Origin of the sequence: Actinoallomurus vinaceus (assembly GCF_039542055.1) — a bacterium.
In the GTDB taxonomy this organism is placed as follows: Bacteria; Actinomycetota; Actinomycetes; order Streptosporangiales; family Streptosporangiaceae; genus Actinoallomurus; species Actinoallomurus vinaceus.
In genome coordinates this window covers 14,505-28,837 of the sequence record NZ_BAABHK010000027.1, presented here as the reverse complement: position 1 = coordinate 28,837, position 14,333 = coordinate 14,505, and the positions used below count along the sequence as shown (strand labels likewise).

General features: G+C 70.0%; 16 protein-coding genes and 2 pseudogenes. 6 read left to right on the top strand and 12 right to left on the bottom strand.

Annotated elements, in window-relative coordinates; translation table 11 throughout:
* Positions 1 to 39: 39 nt before the first annotated feature.
* On the top strand, positions 40 to 735 hold the full coding sequence (locus ABEA24_RS49640; RefSeq protein ID WP_345442893.1) for a hypothetical protein: 696 nt from the start codon (positions 40 to 42) through the stop codon (positions 733 to 735).
* A gap of 38 nt (positions 736 to 773) precedes the next feature.
* Here the strand turns inward: ABEA24_RS49640 and ABEA24_RS49635 are convergent, their stop codons facing one another.
* From ABEA24_RS49635 to mtlA, 10 genes are all read right to left on the bottom strand, one after another.
* A complete protein-coding gene (locus tag ABEA24_RS49635; protein WP_345442891.1) occupies positions 774 to 2,135 on the bottom strand; it encodes a sensor histidine kinase in 1,362 nt (453 codons plus the stop codon).
* Positions 2,132 to 2,809: a response regulator transcription factor gene (locus tag ABEA24_RS49630; protein ID WP_345442889.1), complete on the bottom strand. Its 678-nt coding sequence runs from the start codon at positions 2,807 to 2,809 to the stop codon at positions 2,132 to 2,134. Before ABEA24_RS49630 ends, ABEA24_RS49635 begins: the two co-directional genes overlap by 4 nt.
* 12 nt (positions 2,810 to 2,821) lie before the next feature.
* Complete coding sequence (locus ABEA24_RS49625) at positions 2,822 to 3,061, bottom strand: hypothetical protein (protein WP_345442887.1); 240 nt, start codon at positions 3,059 to 3,061, stop codon at positions 2,822 to 2,824.
* Positions 3,062 to 3,130: 69 nt separating this feature from the next.
* A complete protein-coding gene (locus ABEA24_RS49620; protein WP_345442885.1) occupies positions 3,131 to 3,886 on the bottom strand; it encodes a hypothetical protein in 756 nt (251 codons plus the stop codon).
* Positions 3,887 to 4,090: 204 nt separating this feature from the next.
* Positions 4,091 to 5,761 carry a phosphoenolpyruvate--protein phosphotransferase gene (gene ptsP / locus ABEA24_RS49615; protein WP_345442883.1) on the bottom strand — a complete coding sequence of 557 codons (1,671 nt, stop codon included), beginning with the start codon at positions 5,759 to 5,761 and terminating at the stop codon, positions 4,091 to 4,093.
* Positions 5,754 to 6,038 carry an HPr family phosphocarrier protein gene (locus ABEA24_RS49610; protein ID WP_345442881.1) on the bottom strand — a complete coding sequence of 95 codons (285 nt, stop codon included), beginning with the start codon at positions 6,036 to 6,038 and terminating at the stop codon, positions 5,754 to 5,756. Before ABEA24_RS49610 ends, ptsP begins: the two co-directional genes overlap by 8 nt.
* Positions 6,039 to 6,050: 12 nt before the next feature.
* Positions 6,051 to 7,085 (bottom strand): zinc-dependent dehydrogenase, encoded by a 1,035-nt coding sequence (locus ABEA24_RS49605; RefSeq protein WP_345442879.1) that lies wholly within the window; start codon positions 7,083 to 7,085, stop codon positions 6,051 to 6,053.
* Positions 7,082 to 7,528, bottom strand: a complete 447-nt coding sequence (locus ABEA24_RS49600) for a PTS mannitol transporter subunit IIA (protein ID WP_252845791.1) — start codon at positions 7,526 to 7,528, stop codon at positions 7,082 to 7,084. Before ABEA24_RS49600 ends, ABEA24_RS49605 begins: the two co-directional genes overlap by 4 nt.
* Positions 7,521 to 7,820: a PTS lactose transporter subunit IIB gene (locus ABEA24_RS49595; RefSeq protein ID WP_345442876.1), complete on the bottom strand. Its 300-nt coding sequence runs from the start codon at positions 7,818 to 7,820 to the stop codon at positions 7,521 to 7,523. Before ABEA24_RS49595 ends, ABEA24_RS49600 begins: the two co-directional genes overlap by 8 nt.
* A gap of 5 nt (positions 7,821 to 7,825) precedes the next feature.
* A complete protein-coding gene (gene mtlA / locus ABEA24_RS49590) occupies positions 7,826 to 8,992 on the bottom strand; it encodes a mannitol-specific PTS transporter subunit IIC (protein ID WP_345442874.1) in 1,167 nt (388 codons plus the stop codon).
* Positions 8,993 to 9,118: 126 nt separating this feature from the next.
* Here mtlA and ABEA24_RS49585 point away from each other — a divergent pair, with 126 nt between their 5' ends.
* On the top strand, positions 9,119 to 10,537 hold the full coding sequence (locus ABEA24_RS49585) for an RNA-guided endonuclease InsQ/TnpB family protein (RefSeq protein ID WP_345442872.1): 1,419 nt from the start codon (positions 9,119 to 9,121) through the stop codon (positions 10,535 to 10,537).
* Positions 10,538 to 10,567: 30 nt separating this feature from the next.
* Here the strand turns inward: ABEA24_RS49585 and pfkB are convergent, their stop codons facing one another.
* Positions 10,568 to 11,518, bottom strand: a complete 951-nt coding sequence (pfkB, locus tag ABEA24_RS49580) for a 1-phosphofructokinase (RefSeq protein WP_345442870.1) — start codon at positions 11,516 to 11,518, stop codon at positions 10,568 to 10,570.
* 455 nt (positions 11,519 to 11,973) lie between these two features.
* On the opposite strand from pfkB, the gene ABEA24_RS49575 reads away from it, so the two are divergent.
* Together ABEA24_RS49575 and ABEA24_RS49570 are read left to right on the top strand one after the other, a co-directional pair.
* Complete coding sequence (locus tag ABEA24_RS49575) at positions 11,974 to 12,735, top strand: MHYT domain-containing protein (RefSeq protein ID WP_345442868.1); 762 nt, start codon at positions 11,974 to 11,976, stop codon at positions 12,733 to 12,735.
* Between the two features lie 131 nt (positions 12,736 to 12,866).
* Positions 12,867 to 13,148 (top strand): GYD domain-containing protein, encoded by a 282-nt coding sequence (locus ABEA24_RS49570; protein ID WP_345442866.1) that lies wholly within the window; start codon positions 12,867 to 12,869, stop codon positions 13,146 to 13,148.
* A 19-nt stretch (positions 13,149 to 13,167) separates the two neighbouring features.
* Here ABEA24_RS49570 and ABEA24_RS49565 read toward each other — a convergent pair.
* A pseudogene (locus tag ABEA24_RS49565) lies at positions 13,168 to 13,332 on the bottom strand (hypothetical protein); the annotation flags it as partial.
* A gap of 63 nt (positions 13,333 to 13,395) precedes the next feature.
* On the opposite strand from ABEA24_RS49565, the pseudogene ABEA24_RS49560 reads away from it, so the two are divergent.
* Together ABEA24_RS49560 and ABEA24_RS53985 are read left to right on the top strand one after the other, a co-directional pair.
* A pseudogene (locus ABEA24_RS49560) lies at positions 13,396 to 14,031 on the top strand (dioxygenase); the annotation flags it as partial.
* Positions 13,967 to 14,275: a dioxygenase family protein gene (locus ABEA24_RS53985; protein WP_486303935.1), complete on the top strand. Its 309-nt coding sequence runs from the start codon at positions 13,967 to 13,969 to the stop codon at positions 14,273 to 14,275. The pseudogene ABEA24_RS49560 and the gene ABEA24_RS53985, both read left to right, overlap by 65 nt.
* Positions 14,276 to 14,333: the final 58 nt, after the last annotated feature.

Below are 14,333 nucleotides of genomic sequence, written 5' to 3'. Positions count from 1 at the left end.
CATCGACCGGTGGCGCCTACGCGGAAGCGGAGGCCGAAGATGACGCGTTCCCCCCGGCCCGGCCACAGACGTCGCAGCCGGCCACTCGGCGGAAAACGGAAGTACGCCGCGGTCTGGTTGCTCGTCACCTCGGGTGCCGTCGTGACCTCCTACTGCGGCATCCAGGAGATCTACGCGACGGGGGGCGAGACCCACCAGGCCATGCCGGTGGTGGCCCGGCCGGCGCCGCCACCGGCGAGCACCACGCCCGGCACCGCGAGTCGCACGCCCGGTCCGAGACCACCGCGGGCGTCGGTCCGTCCCCGCCCCACGCCGACCCGGTCCGCTCCCTTACCGCCGACGACGGCCGCCCCGGCCGTCACGATCACCTCTCCCCCGGATCAGGCCAAGGTCAACGGCCGGGCCGGACTGCTGGTCCACGGACGCGTCGGCGACCTCCGGGGAGACGTCCTGCGCATCTTCGTCTACGCCCCGGACGGGCGGTTCTACCTGACCGACGACGGCCCGGTGCCGATCCGGGACGGCCAGTGGAGCTCGTCGATCCAGCAGATCGGCGACGGCACGCGCGACATCGGCCGTTTCTTCCAAATCACGGCGGTCCGGGCGGACGCGGCCTGCCAGGACACGATCCAGGGACGCACCCGGGACGTCAACGGCAACATCGCCTTCCTGGCGGTGCCACCCGGCTGCTCGATCGCCGACAGGGTGGCGGTGCTCAAGACGGCGTGGAGCTGACCACGATCAGCCGACGAGCGTGGTCGTACCGACCGGGCTCACGACGGCGCGCGATCGGCCGACCGGCCCGGAAGCAGCCGCGCCGCCCGGCTCCGCCTGCGGCGCCTCCGCTGCGCGACGGTCGTGCGCAGCCAGACGCCCACCTGCGCGCCTCCCATGGCGGATCGGTCGATGCGCAGCTCACCGCCGGTGGACTCGGCCAGCCGGCGCACGATGTCCAGGCCCAGACCCGTGGAGCCGCCTCCGGACCTGCCTCGCTGCAGCATGAGCTGGGGATCGGCGATCCCCGGCCCCGCGTCGGAGACCAGGACGCCGACCCGGTCGGGACCGGTCCGCATCGTCACCGCGAACTCCGCGCCCTCGGGCGTGTGGTGGAACAGGTTCCCGAGCACGGCGTCCAGGGCGGCCGCGAGCTCACCGCGGCCGACCGGCACCGGCACCGGGTGGTCGAGCCCGTGCAGCCGCCAGCGGCGGCCCTGGTCCTCGGCCAGCACCGACCAGAACGCGACGCGGTCCTGTACGACCTCGGTCGCGTCGCACGTGGTCGTCGCGTGCTCCCCGCCGGGGCGCTGCGCGGTCTTGATGACGATGTCGATCTCCTGCTCCATACGGGTCATCGCGAGGCGCGCCTTCCGCATCTCCGGCCCCTGGCCGAGACGGTCGATGTTGAGGCGGAGGGCGGTCAGCGGCGTGCGCAGGCGGTGCGACAGGTCGGCCGCGAACTGGCGTTCGGCGGTCAGCCGCTGCGCGATCTGATCCGCCATGGCGTTGAAGGCGTACGCGGCCTCCTCCAGTTCGGGCGGCCCTTCCGGGCGGATGCGGACGGTCACGTCACCGGAGCCGAGCCGGGCCGCCGCGCCCGCCAGCCGCCGCGCGGAGCCGACCACTCTCCGGCCCAGCCGATCCGCCGCGAGGATCGAGCACGCCACCAGGAAGACGGCGACCAGGGTCATCACGATCCAGGCCGGTACGACACCGGGCGGGAGGCGGCCGGCGCCGACATCGACCTCCACCACGGCCAGGCCCGCGTTCCCGGCCGGGACGGGCTGCAGGACCACCCGCCGATCGTCGGCGCTCGTCTCCAGCGCCTGCCCCCGGTCGCGGACCCGCGCGATGACCGCCGGGGGCACCGCCGACCGCTCCCCGATCCGCGTTCCCCCGGGCATCGTCACGCCGATGCGGTCCCGGCCGCCGGCGGACGCGCCCGCGATCGCCCGGCTCACCGCGGCCGGGTCGCCGGAGGCGACCACGACCGGGAGGACCGCGCCGGCCCGGCGCTGGGCGCGGATGACCGCGCGGTCGGCCGCCGCGTCGCGTACGACCAGGGCGGACGGGATCAGGAAGGCCAGCGCGACCATCGAGGTCACCGCCAGCGCGACCAGCGCGAGGGATCTCCTCACGTCGGGTCCACGAGCTTGAACCCGACCCCGCGCACCGTGTGCAGGTAGCGCGGGGCGGCCGCGGTCTCGCCGAGCTTGCGGCGCAGCCAGGACAGGTGCACGTCGATGGTCTGGTCGTCGCCGTACGGCTGCTGCCACACCTCGGACCGCAGATCGGCGCGCGGGACGACCTCCCCGGCCCGCGAGGCCAGGAACGCCAGCAGGTCGAACTCCCGCCGCGTCAGCTCGATGGGCCGCGAATCGAGTTTCACCTCACGCCGGACGACGTCGATGCGCAGCCCGCCGACCTCGATGACCGTGGACTCGCCGCCACCCCGCGCCCGCCGCAGAACCGCGCCGAGCCGCGCCTCGAGCTGATCGATCGTGAACGGCTTGACGACATAATCGTCCGCCCCGGCATTCAGCAACCGGACGACTTCCTGATCGTCGTCACGAGCCGTCACCACGATGACCGGTACCTCGGATACCGCCCGCAGCATCTTGAGCAATTCGAAACCGTCGAGATCAGGCAGTCCGAGATCCAGCAGAACGGCGTCGGGGGGCCGGTCGGAGATATCGCGCAGCGCCTCCCAGGCGGCCCCGACGCTGCGGACGGAGTGACGGCGTTCGGTCAGGTCGTGTACGAGAGCGGTCCGGACATCGACGTCGTCTTCAACTACTAATACCTTCGCCATGACGAAACTGTACTACCGACCCTCTCGCTGAACCTTCTTTGTGCCGGGCGAATAATCGGCGATGACCTGCGAGATCTCGTCGATGTTGGCACTCTTCGCGTATTCGGCGTGCCGTTCGGAGCGATGGGTCCTGGTCCCGTGCGCCGCGGTCGCCGGCAGGGCGACGACGGCCGTGGTGAGCGTGGCGATGTTCGCGACGGCGATGACGAAGATGGTCACCAACCGCGGCTTTCCGGCCATGCGGATGCTCATTGGATCTCCATTTCCGCGAGCGCGCGAAGGGGCCGGGCGGCCGCGGTGCGGCCGCCCGGCCCCCGGCGGTCACTTGCGCACGTTGCCTGCCGCGTCCTGCGTGATCACCATGTTCACGACCTCCCTGCGCAGGCCCGGCGAACCCTCGCCCGGGCCCTGGCCGTTGTCGCCGCAGACCCGGTTCTTCTCCTCGTCGGTCATGGGGCGTTCCTTGAACGTCACGTTGTGCGTGCCGGCGTCCTTGTCGTCGGTCACCGAGCCGCCGACGTACCACTCGTAGTGCGCGTCGCCGTCGTCCGAGGTCTTCACCCGGTCCCCGTAGTTGATCTGCCAGTGACCGTTGACCTTCAGCATCTCCGTGGAGAGCTCGAGCCAGCCGACGTTGCCGGGCTGGACGTGGTGGGTGTCACCGTTCCAGGTCCAGTTGCCCTTGTTCCAGACGTGGCCGTAGCTGGCCTCCACCCCGATCTCGATGGCGTCCCCCAGTTTGAACTTGGGGCCGCCGCTGATCCCGAAGGTGTTCGACTCGTCGACGACGTCGGTGATCTGGTACTGGTGGTCCTGCGCGGCGGTCGTGCAGTTCCAGGCGTATTCGTCGTTCTGCGGGACGTGGAAGTCCGACTGGAACGACTCCTGGCTCTCCGGGACGAACTTGCATCGGTCGGCCTTGTAGGGGACGGTCACGCCGGAGTCGGGGCAGGTGTCGAGCAGATCGCCCGTCACCGTGACCGTCTTCGCGCTCGCCGGCCCGGCCGGAAGAAGCACTCCGGTCCCGACCATCGCGACTCCCGCGAGTGCCACCAGGCCCGCACGTACTCGGTTCATCGAATTCCTCCTCGATGAGTTCTACTGACACCTCCTTTATAGTCAAAAATGGGCGACACTACTTTAGCTGCCACTTAAGAGCCGCATAACGAATTTTGAGGACACGTCTTTCTGGTCCGCTAATTTAAGCCGCCCTAAGGAATGGCGGCCAGACACAAAAAGAATGCCCTCCGCGACGGCGGAGGGCATTCTTTCGATACGGCGTCAGGGGCCTGCGGAGAGCACGGCCGCACGGGCCGCGGCCGCGTCGGCGGCGTCGAGCGCGAGCCGGGCCAGTTCCTCGCATTCGGCACGCTCGTGCGCGGCGAGACGGGCGCGTACGGCGGGCACGCTGCGCGGGCTCATCGACAGTTTCGTGACGCCCAGGCCGACCAGCACCGGCGCGAGGGCGGGATCGGCGGCGGCCTCACCGCACACCCCGACCGGCCTGCCGCCGCGCCCGCCCGCGGCCGCACAGGCCCCGATGAGCTGCAACAGGGCCGGTTGCCACGGGTCGAGCAGGTCGGCGAGGGCGCCCGACTGCCGGTCGGCGGCCAGGGTGTACTGGCTGAGGTCGTTGGTCCCGATACTGAGGAAGTCGGCGACCTCAAGGAGACGCTCGGCCCGCAGCGCGGCGGCCGGGACCTCGACCATCACGCCGGCCGTGTGCAGACCGTACGCCCGGGCCCGCGCGACGAAGTCCTCCGCCTCCACGGGGGTCGACACCATGGGGGCCATGACCCACACGTCCGCGGTCGCACGCTCGGCGGCCCGCGCGATCGCCTCCAGCTGGGTCTCGAGGATGTGCGGCCGGTCCCGGGCCACCCGCAGGCCGCGCACGCCGAGCGCCGGATTCGGCTCCTCCGGGAGGCCGAGGAAGGGCAGCGGCTTGTCCGCGCCGGCGTCCAGGGTCCGTACGACGACGGTGCCCTCCGGGAAGAGGGAGAACACCTCGGCGTACGCGGCGACCTGTTCATCCAGGCCGGGCGCGTCCTTGCGGTCCAGGAAGAGGAACTCGGTGCGGAACAGGCCCACCCCGGTGACCCCGTCGAGGTCCACTCCCCGGAGATCGGCGGCGGACCCGATGTTGACCATGAGGTCGACGGAATGCCCGTCCGCCGTGCGCCCGGGACCGCGCCCGGCGGCGAGCCTGCTCCGCTCGTCGGCCGCCCGCGCGCGTACGGCGGCCGCCTCCTCCTCGCCGACACCCGCGCCGACCCGCCCGGAGGTGCCGTCGACCGTCACCAGCGTGCCGTCCGGGACGTCCAGGATCCCGGCGCAGCCCACGACGGCGGGCAGGCCGAGCGCCCGAGCGAGGATCGCGGTGTGGCTGGTCGGCCCACCGCGCTCGGTGACCAGGGCGAGCACGGTCTCCGGGTCGAGGCCGACCGTGTCGGCGGGCGCGAGGTCGTCGGCGATCAGGACGAACGGGTGCCCGGGGGCAGGCAGGCCCGGCATCGGCCGGCCGAGCGCGGCGGCGATCGCCCGGTGGGCGATGTCGTCGAGGTCGGCCGCGCGTTCGCCGAGGTACCCGCCGAGCGCGGCGAGGATCTCCCGGTGCCGGTCGAAGGTGGTCCGCAGCGCGTGCGGGGCGTCGTCCCCGCTCCGTACGCGCTCGGCCACGCCCTCCCGCAGGGTCGGATCCGCGGCGATCATCGCCTGCGCGGACAGGATGTCGCGGGCCTCGCCGGTGGCCGCGTCCGCGCGGGCCCGCAGGTCGGCCTCGGTGGCCTCCAGCGCCCGTACGGCGTCGGCGAGTTCACCGTCAGGATCGGTGACGGGGCGCGGGTCCGGCAGCGCCGGCGGGGACGCCATCCGCGCCACCGGGCCGGCGGCCAGGCCGGGCCCGACCCCGATCCCGTGCAGGACTCGCGGCGGGGCGTCGAGGTCAGGCATCGGCCGCTTCCTCGGCGTCCAGGTCGCGGGCGAGCAGGGCCGCGAGCGAGTCGAGGGCCGCGTCGGCACCCGGCCCGTCGGCCTCGAGGGTGACCTCGGTGCCGTGCCCGGCGCCGAGGGACAGCACGGCGAGCATGCTGGCGGCCGGTACGGCCGGGCCGTCCCCGACGCGGATGCGCACGGGCACGTCCTGGTCGGCGGCGGCCTTGACGAACAGCGCCGCCGGCCTCGCGTGCAGGCCGGTGCTGGAGGCGATGGCCACGGTACGCGTCGACATGTCTGCTCCTCGTCAGGGCTCGATGGTGACCTTGATCGCGGTGCCTTGGGACACGATGTCGATGCCCTTCAGCACGTCGGTCAGGGGGAGGTGGTGGGTGATCAGGTCGGTGACGGGCACGGCGCCGGTGGCGATGAGGTCCAGGGCGCGGGCGTTGTGGGCGGGGCTGGATCCGTTGGCGCCCACGATCGTCAGCTCGCGGTAGTGCACGAGGTTGGAGTCGAGGGCGATGATCGGGTTGTCCTTGGGCAGCCCGCCGAAGAAACTGATCCGGCCCTGGCGCGCGGTCATCTGCAGGGCCTGTTCCTGGGCTGCGCCGGAGGCCGCGGCGGTGATGACCACGTCGGCGCCCCGGCCGTTCGTCAGCTTCAGCACCTGGTCGACGACGTCGGTGCCGGTCAGCGCCGCGTCGGGGTGCACCCGTTCGGCAGACATGGCCAGGCGTTCGGCGTTGAGGTCGGCCAGGAAGATCCGTGCGGCGCCGCGGGAGCGGGCCAGGCGGACGTGCAGGCAGCCGATCGGCCCGGCGCCGATCACCACCACGTCATCGCCCTCCCCCACCCGGGCCAGTTCCTGGCCGTTGAGGACGCAGGCGAGCGGCTCGGCGACGGAGGCCTCGGCGAAGCCGACACCGTCGGGGATGCGGTTCAGGCCGTCGACGGCCAGAACCTTGGCGGGCACGATGGTGTACTCGGCGAAGCCGCCGTCGTAGTGGTAGCCCATCGACTCCTGGTTCGGGCACACGGTCATGTGCCCGCGGCGGCACTCCTCGCAGTGCCCGCAGGGGATCGCGGCGATCACCTGCACCCGGTCCCCGGGCCGCCATCCGGTCACGCCGTCGCCGACCTCGGCGATCTCGCCGGCGATCTCGTGGCCCATGACGCGAGGCGGGCGGATGTGGTGGTGGCCGTACTTGGAGATCTTGACGTCGGTGCCGCAGGTGGAACAGTTCCGCACCCGGACCTTGACCTCGCCCGGACCGGGAGTCGGCTCGGGCGCCTCCTCCAGGCGGATGTCTCCGGGGGCGTGGAATCGGGCGACCTTCACTGGGGAACCTCCTGTGCGGCCGGCTGCAGCAGCCGGATCACCTCATCGACATTCGCGCTCTCTCGCAGCGCGCGGGCGCTGTCCGGATCGAGCAGGATCTGGGCCAGCTCTGAGAGCAGCCGGACGTGCCCATCACCTTTGGCGGCGATCCCGACGCACAGCTTCACCAGGTGCCCGTCCCAGTCGACTCCGTCGGGGAAGCGCAGCACGCAGATCGCGTCGTGGCGTACGGCGTCCTTGCCGGCGAGCGTGCCGTGCGGGATGGCCACGCCCTCCCCCACGTAGGTCGGGACCGAACGCTCCCGTTCGACCATCGCGTCGATGTACGAGGCGTCGACCGCCCCCACGCCCTCGAGTGCGTGTCCGCATTGGCGGATCGCATCGTCCCGGTCGGCCGCGACCGCATCCAGGCGTATCGCGGCGCGATCGAGCAGGTCAGGCATTGATCTCGCTCCCATTCTTGATCGCGGTCACCAGGCGGGTCACCGCCGGGTCGCCCAGGAACACCTGGAAGGTGATGATCGGGGTGTCCGGGGCCGAGGCCTTGGCCCGCGCGCCCAGCCCGGCGTGACAGACCACGACGTCCGCGTCGCCGGGGATGGAGTTGACCGGGGTGTGCTCCACGGTGACCGCGGACTTCCGCAGTTCCTTGCGCAGCTGGCTGGCCAGCATGACGCTGCTGCCCATGCCCGCGTCGCAGGCCACGACGAGCTTCTTGACGTCCTTACCGTTCATCTTCCTCACGCTTCCTGGGGTTCGGGGCGGGCGGCGGGCCGCTCGACGTCACCGGCCGTGCTCTCCGGGGCCGACTCGTCGGGCGCGGCGGCAGTCCCATCTTCGGCGGTCTCCTCCGCGGACTCCGCGAGCCGGCCGAAGCCCAGCAGAGCCGAGCCGACGGCGAAGGACACGGCCGCGGCGACGATCACACCCGCGAAGACGCCGAACCAGCCGCCCTTCGGAGTCTCGGCCGCGTACGCGAAGATGCTGCCCGGCGACGGGGTGGCGACCAGACCGGCGCCAGTGATCATGAAGGTTCCGATGCCCGCGGCGCCGCCGGCGATGGAGGCGAGGATGAGCCGCGGCTTCATGAGCACGTACGGGAAGTAGATCTCGTGGATGCCGCCGAGGAACTGGATGACGATCGCGGCGGGCACGCTGGGCCGCAGCGCCTTGGGTCCGAACAGCAGGTAGGCCAGCAGGACGCCCAGGCCGGGTCCGGGGTTGGACTCCAGCATGAACAGGATCGACTTGCCGTGGTTCACGGCCTCGGCGACGCCGAGCGGTCCGAGCACGCCGTGGTTGACCGCGTTGTTGAGGAACAGCACCTTGGCCGGTTCGATCAGCACCGAGGCGAACGGCAGCAGATGATGGTGGATCAGCCACTCGACGCCGTGGCCCGCCGCCGACGTCACCTGGCGGACGATGGGAGCGACGCCCCAGACGCCGAAGACGGCCAGGGCACCGCCGATGATGCCTGCGGTGAAGTTATCCACCAGCATCTCGAAGCCGGCCTTGGTCCGGTCGGCCGTGAATTGGTCGACCTTCTTCAGCACGTACGCCGCGAGCGGGCCGAGGATCATCGCGCCGAGGAACATCGGGATCTTGGCGCCGACGACGACGCCGACGGTGGCGACCGCGCCGACGACGGCCCCGCGCTGGCCGTGGACCATCCGGCCGCCGGTGTAGCCGATGAGCACCGGCAGGAGCAGCGTGATGATCGGGTCGACGAGGGCGGCGAACTGCTTGTCCGGCAGCCAGCCGGTCGGGATGAACAGGGCGGTGATGAGGCCCCAGGCGATGAAGGCCCCGATGTTGGGCATCACCATGCCGGCCAGGTAGCCGCCCAGGCGCTGGATCTGGGCCTTGATGCCGGTTCCGGTGACGGTGGGGGTGTACGCAGTGGCCATAAGGGCCTCCTACTAGTGCCGTGTCGAGCAAACCTTGGTCGTGTAAGCGGCCTGGGGCGGTCGGGCCGGATAGCCATGGATCAGTGGCGGTGCTGTTCTGTCGTAGGCACGTGCTGTAATCGCTCCGTGCCTCGACGTGTTGATCCGGATGCTCCCCGGGTGGTGCTGCGCACCGCCCGGGTGGGCCTGCGTGTCACAGCCGGCCAGCGGCGGCGGTGCTTCGGACTGCTCCTGGCAGCCGGGGACGCGTGGGCGTGTGTGCTGGACATGAACCGGTGGCGGCGTCAGCGCGGCCTGTATGGCATCACGAACTTCCAGCAGTTGTGCCGCGAACTCCACAAGGCCGGGCCGGGCGTGTTCGGGGAGCTGAACTCCCAATGCGCCGAAGGGGTGCTGCGCCGCTACAGCGACGCATGGTTCGCCGCCGCCAAACGCCGCAAGAATGGTGATGCCACCGCGAGGTTCCCCCGGCGCAAACGCCGTCTGGTCCCCGTGCGGTTCCGGTACGGCTGCTTCGTCATCGAGGATCAGCGGGTGCGGCTGGCGACCGCACGAGGGCATCCGCCCCTGTGGGTGCGACTTGACCGGGAGGTGCCCTACCCCGCCGAGCAGATCCGGTCGGTCACCCTCCTCAACGAAGGCCGCAGGCTGTTCGTCGAGATGACCGCCGAAATCCCCGTCGCTACCTACCCGCCCGGATGTGAACCCGACTCGAGTCGGATGGCCGGAGTGGATCCGGGAGTGATCCATCCGTTCGCGGTGGCCGGACCCGACGGAGAAGGCCTGGTCGTATCGGGCCGCGCGATCCGCGCCGAGACCCATCTGCACCTCAAAGACACCAAACACCGCCGACGCACGGTCGCCAAACGGGCACCCAAGCCGGGGCAGGCCGGGTCGCGACGGTGGCGTAAATACCGCGCCCGCCAGCGGAAACTCGAAACCCGCCACAAACGGCGCGTCAAGCAGGCGCAGCATGAGGCCGCCAAGACCGTGGTCACCTGGGCTGCCCAGCGCCGGATCGGGACCCTGGTAGTCGGTGACCCGCGCGGGGTGCTGACGTTGAAGGTCGGGCGACGGCACAACAAACGCGTTCAGGACTGGCGGATCGGCCAGATGCTCCGCTATCTGAAGGACAAGGCCGAACAGGCCGGGATCCGCGTCGTCCTCGTGGACGAGCGTGGGACCTCCTCGACCTGCCCAGCCTGCGACCGGCGGGTTCCCAAACCCCGGGGCCGCCAGTTCAGGTGCATGCATTGTGGTTTCAGTGGGCACCGCGACTTGGTCGGCGGCGCTAACATCGCCCGACGTGGACCGGGCGGCACCATCACCACCAACAAGAACCCCTTCCCGGTGGTGATCACGCACCGTCGAGCCGGACGGCACCTCCCCGGTACCGAACCAGCCCGGCGTGACCCAAGACGACGCCCCCATCACGGCACCGTCAACGGGTCCCATGGCCGGCCGCGGCCCGCCCCACCACCCGGTGGGGAGTCGCTCGCCCCAGGCGAGGATCAACAACATGGTCTAATCACCAACGTTCGTTGACGCGGCACTAATGAATCGAGATCTGCATGTTCAGGCGATGAGCGACCGGCCGAGGTCCGGACGCGTATGGATGCGGACGATGTCGCGCCGGATGTCCTCGGGGCGCGGCATCCGGCTGGCGGGCAGGCACACGGCGGCGGCCCCCCACGCCAGCCCTTCGGCGAGCGCCGGGGCCCCCCGAGCTCCGGCGGCCAGGAATCCGGCGAGCAGCGCGTCGCCCGCGCCCACGGTGCTCCGCGGCGCGGCGACCGGCGCCTCGCCGATCGTCACTCCTTCCTCTTCGACGAGCACGGCGCCGTCCGCGCCGAGGCTCGCGAGCACGGTCCGGGCGCCGCGATCGCGCAGCTCCTCCGCCGCCTCGATGACGTCGCCCAGGCTGCCGACCGGGCGCCCGACGGCCTCGGCCAGCTCCTCGCGGTTGGGTTTCACGAGAACGGGCTTCGCCTCCAGTGCCGCGAGGAGGGCGGGCCCGCTGGTGTCGACGGCGACCCGTACCCCGGCGGCGGTGAAGAACTCACACAACCGGGCGTAGATCTCGGTGGGCACGCCCGGCGGCAGGCTGCCGCACGTCACCACCCAGCTCGCGCCTTCTGTCGCGGCGAGCACCATGTCGGCGACGGCGTCCAGCTCCGCCCGGGACAGGGGCTCGCCCGGTTCGTTCAGCTTGGTGACGACGCCGTCGGGCTCGACGATCGTCACGTTCGACCGGGTCCGGCCGGCCGCCGGCACCGCACGGAGCGGTATGCCGTCGGTTTCCAGCAGGTGGACGAGCTGGTCCCCGTCCGCCCCACCGGCCGTCACCACCGCGACCGTCGGCACGTCGTTCGCCAGCAGCGTGCGGGAGACGTTGACCCCCTTGCCGCCCGGGTCGAGCCGCACGGAGGTGGCACGGATCACCGCACCCGTGACGAGGCGGTCCACCTCGATCGTGCGGTCCAGGCTCGGGTTGAGCGTCAGTGTGACGATCACGTGTTGGTTCACCGCCGTTTCGTCTGTGTTTCTATGTGTTTACGCCCATGTCCGTTGCATCGTCAAGGGGTGACCACGGACGTTCTTCTGTGAAGGGCCGAACCCCCCGCAGGCCCGGGAACGATCGGGCGGCGACCAGGGATCGCCTGCCCCAGACCTACGGGTTGATGGGCGTGACGTGCGGGAACGCGATCTTGCAAGTGCATCGATCGGGGGATCGTCATGGCCACATACCTGCCGACTCCCACGCCACACGGATTGTCAATTCCGATGCCGATCAGCCTCTGCTCTTGTGATCAACCTCGATCATGTGTTGAGGTGTGGTCGCATTTTTGGTCATCCGTCGAGCAGATGTCTTGGTGACCGAAAACGCTAACCGAATGTAGTCAGTCATGCACGCCGCTACGTGCGGTGTCCAGTGCCTGACTATCGGCGATCGCATTGGAGGCGGCTCGGCTTTGGGGCACATGGAGAACGGGACGTACATACCCCTGATCGCTTATCTGATCTCATGCCTCGGCTGCGGGCTGGGCCTGGTCTGCACCACTCAAGCCCGGGTCGGCACCCGCACTTCCCGTAACTTCTGGCTGGCCTTGTCAGCGGTGTCGATCGGCGGCACCGGAATATGGGGCATGCATTTCACTGGAATGCTCGGGGTCACGGTTCATGGTTCGCCGGTCAGGTGGGACGTCCTATTGACGGTCGCGAGCCTCCTCATTGCCGTTGCGATCGTTGGAGTCGGCGTATTCCTGGTCGGCTACGGCGCGTCCGGCCCGCGAACGCTGCTCTTGGCCGGCCTGATCACCGGAGGCGGCGTCGCGGCAATGCACTATACGGGCATGGCAGCGATGCGGATGCAGGGGTCGACCAGATACAACGTCCCGCTTGTGGTGCTGTCCGTGGTGATCGCAGTTGGAGCGGCGACCGCGGCGCTGTGGATAACCAAAAATATCCGACGCAAATTGGCCATGGCCGCCGCGGTGCCGATCATGGGATTGGCCGTGTGCGGCATGCATTACACCGGTATGGCCGCCACCAGCGTGGCATTGAACGCCAATGCGCCGATGCCGGGCGGTGTGGAGACTTCGACTCTCTTGTGGCCCTTGACAATCTGGATAATTATTCTCCCTATCATTATCCTGATGGCCCTCGTGATGCTCCCCTCCGGGGAAGAAGTCCTCGAAAATCAGCACTACGAGGAGCTCATCGCCCGGCTGAACAACAAGTAGCGGACGAAGAATCGGGCCCACTGGCCGTGCGGCCCGGCCACCAGGGCCAGGACCGCCGCACGAGCCCTGGGTTGACGGCATCGGGGGCGGGAATGTGACCTGATGAGCGCATTGATCGGGGGATCATCGTCATGGCTACGTACATGCTGCTCTGTAAGTGGACGGACATGGGACGCCGCGAGGTGGCGACGCTGCCCGACCGGGTCACCGAGGTCACCAAGACCTTCGAGGAGATGGGCGGGAAGGTCCTGGGCGCCTACCTGAGCATGGGGCGGTACGACCAGGTCGTCCTCATCGAGGCACCCGAAGACGAGGTCGCCGCCAAGTTCGCGGTCTTCGTCGCGGGCCGCGGTTACGCCGAGACCGAGACGTTGCGCTGCTTCTCCATGAACGAGATGCGCCGTCTCGTCTGAACCCGGTGGCCCACCTGGCTCAGTTGGCCCAGCGGGCGATGCCCAGTGCCGCGGCACGTACGGCGGAGGCGAGCCGGTCGACAGCGGCCCGAGCGTGCGCCACGATGCCGAGTGCGGCGCGGACTCGACCGTCCAGGCCGAGGATCGGGGTTGCGACGGACACCGCTCCCAAGGTCATCTCCTCATAGGAGTAGGCGCCTCGACCGCGCGGGCCTCACCGCGCCGTCACGAGCATCGAGGAGCCTCAATGACTGGGCAGCACACTGGTTTCTCCGAGGACGACGCAGCGGAGATCGTCGCCGAGAGCTTCGCCGGCACTCCGAACCCGCGCCTGAAGCGGGTGATGACGAGCCTCGTCGAGCACCTGCACGCGTTCGTGAGGGATGTCGAGCCCACCGAGGCGGAGTGGCAACAGGCGATCGACTTCCTCACCGCCACCGGGCACATGTGCGACGCCACCCGCCAGGAGTTCGTCCTGCTGTCCGACGTGCTCGGGGTGTCGATGCTGGTCGACGCGATCAACAACCGGAAATCCGCGCCCGCGACCGACACCACCGTCCTCGGCCCGTTCCACATGGTCGAGTCCCCGCCGCGTGAGCTGGGCGCGAACATCTCACTCGACCACAACGGTGAGCCCTGTGTGTTCGCCGGGCAGGTCCGATCGTCCGACGGGACACCGCTGCCCGGAGCACGGGTCGACGTGTGGCAGGCCAACGGAGCCGGCTACTACGACGTCCAGCAACCCGAGGTCCAGCCCGAGCGCAACCTCCGGGGACTGTTCGTCACGGACGAGCACGGCCGTTTCTGGTTGCGGACCGTTGTTCCCCGCTACTACCCGATCCCACGACGGGCCGGTCGGCCGACTACTCGGCGCCACCGAGAGGCACCCCAACCGTCCGGCGCACATCCACACCATCGCCGAAGCCGACGGGCACGCTTCGCTCACCACCCACGTCTTCGTCGAGGGCAGCCCGTACTTGGACTCCGACGCGGTGTTCGGGGTGAAGGAGTCGCTGATCCGACCGTTGACGGTCGTTGACGATCCGCTTCGCGCCGAGCACTACGACGTCGCTAATCCCTTCCGGCTCCTCGAGTTCGACATCGTCTCGGACCGGGTGCGGCCATGAACCGCGACTTCGTCCACGAGAGCCGTCCCGGCCGGGTCGTCTTCGCGATGGGGGCGAG

What these genes read in the sequence shown, in the direction of transcription:
- ABEA24_RS49640 (WP_345442893.1), top strand. Translation starts at nt 40, where the DNA reads ATGACGCGTTCCCCCCGGCCCGGCCACAGACGTCGCAGCCGGCCACTC.
- ABEA24_RS49600 (WP_252845791.1), bottom strand. Translation starts at nt 7,528, where the DNA reads ATGCCTGACCTGCTCGATCGCGCCGCGATACGCCTGGATGCGGTCGCG.
- ABEA24_RS49630 (WP_345442889.1), bottom strand. Translation starts at nt 2,809, where the DNA reads ATGGCGAAGGTATTAGTAGTTGAAGACGACGTCGATGTCCGGACCGCT.
- ABEA24_RS49575 (WP_345442868.1), top strand. Translation starts at nt 11,974, where the DNA reads ATGGAGAACGGGACGTACATACCCCTGATCGCTTATCTGATCTCATGC.
- ABEA24_RS49620 (WP_345442885.1), bottom strand. Translation starts at nt 3,886, where the DNA reads ATGAACCGAGTACGTGCGGGCCTGGTGGCACTCGCGGGAGTCGCGATG.
- ABEA24_RS49610 (WP_345442881.1), bottom strand. Translation starts at nt 6,038, where the DNA reads ATGTCGACGCGTACCGTGGCCATCGCCTCCAGCACCGGCCTGCACGCG.
- ptsP (WP_345442883.1), bottom strand. Translation starts at nt 5,761, where the DNA reads ATGCCTGACCTCGACGCCCCGCCGCGAGTCCTGCACGGGATCGGGGTC.
- ABEA24_RS49625 (WP_345442887.1), bottom strand. Translation starts at nt 3,061, where the DNA reads ATGAGCATCCGCATGGCCGGAAAGCCGCGGTTGGTGACCATCTTCGTC.
- mtlA (WP_345442874.1), bottom strand. Translation starts at nt 8,992, where the DNA reads ATGGCCACTGCGTACACCCCCACCGTCACCGGAACCGGCATCAAGGCC.
- ABEA24_RS49595 (WP_345442876.1), bottom strand. Translation starts at nt 7,820, where the DNA reads ATGAACGGTAAGGACGTCAAGAAGCTCGTCGTGGCCTGCGACGCGGGC.
- ABEA24_RS49570 (WP_345442866.1), top strand. Translation starts at nt 12,867, where the DNA reads ATGGCTACGTACATGCTGCTCTGTAAGTGGACGGACATGGGACGCCGC.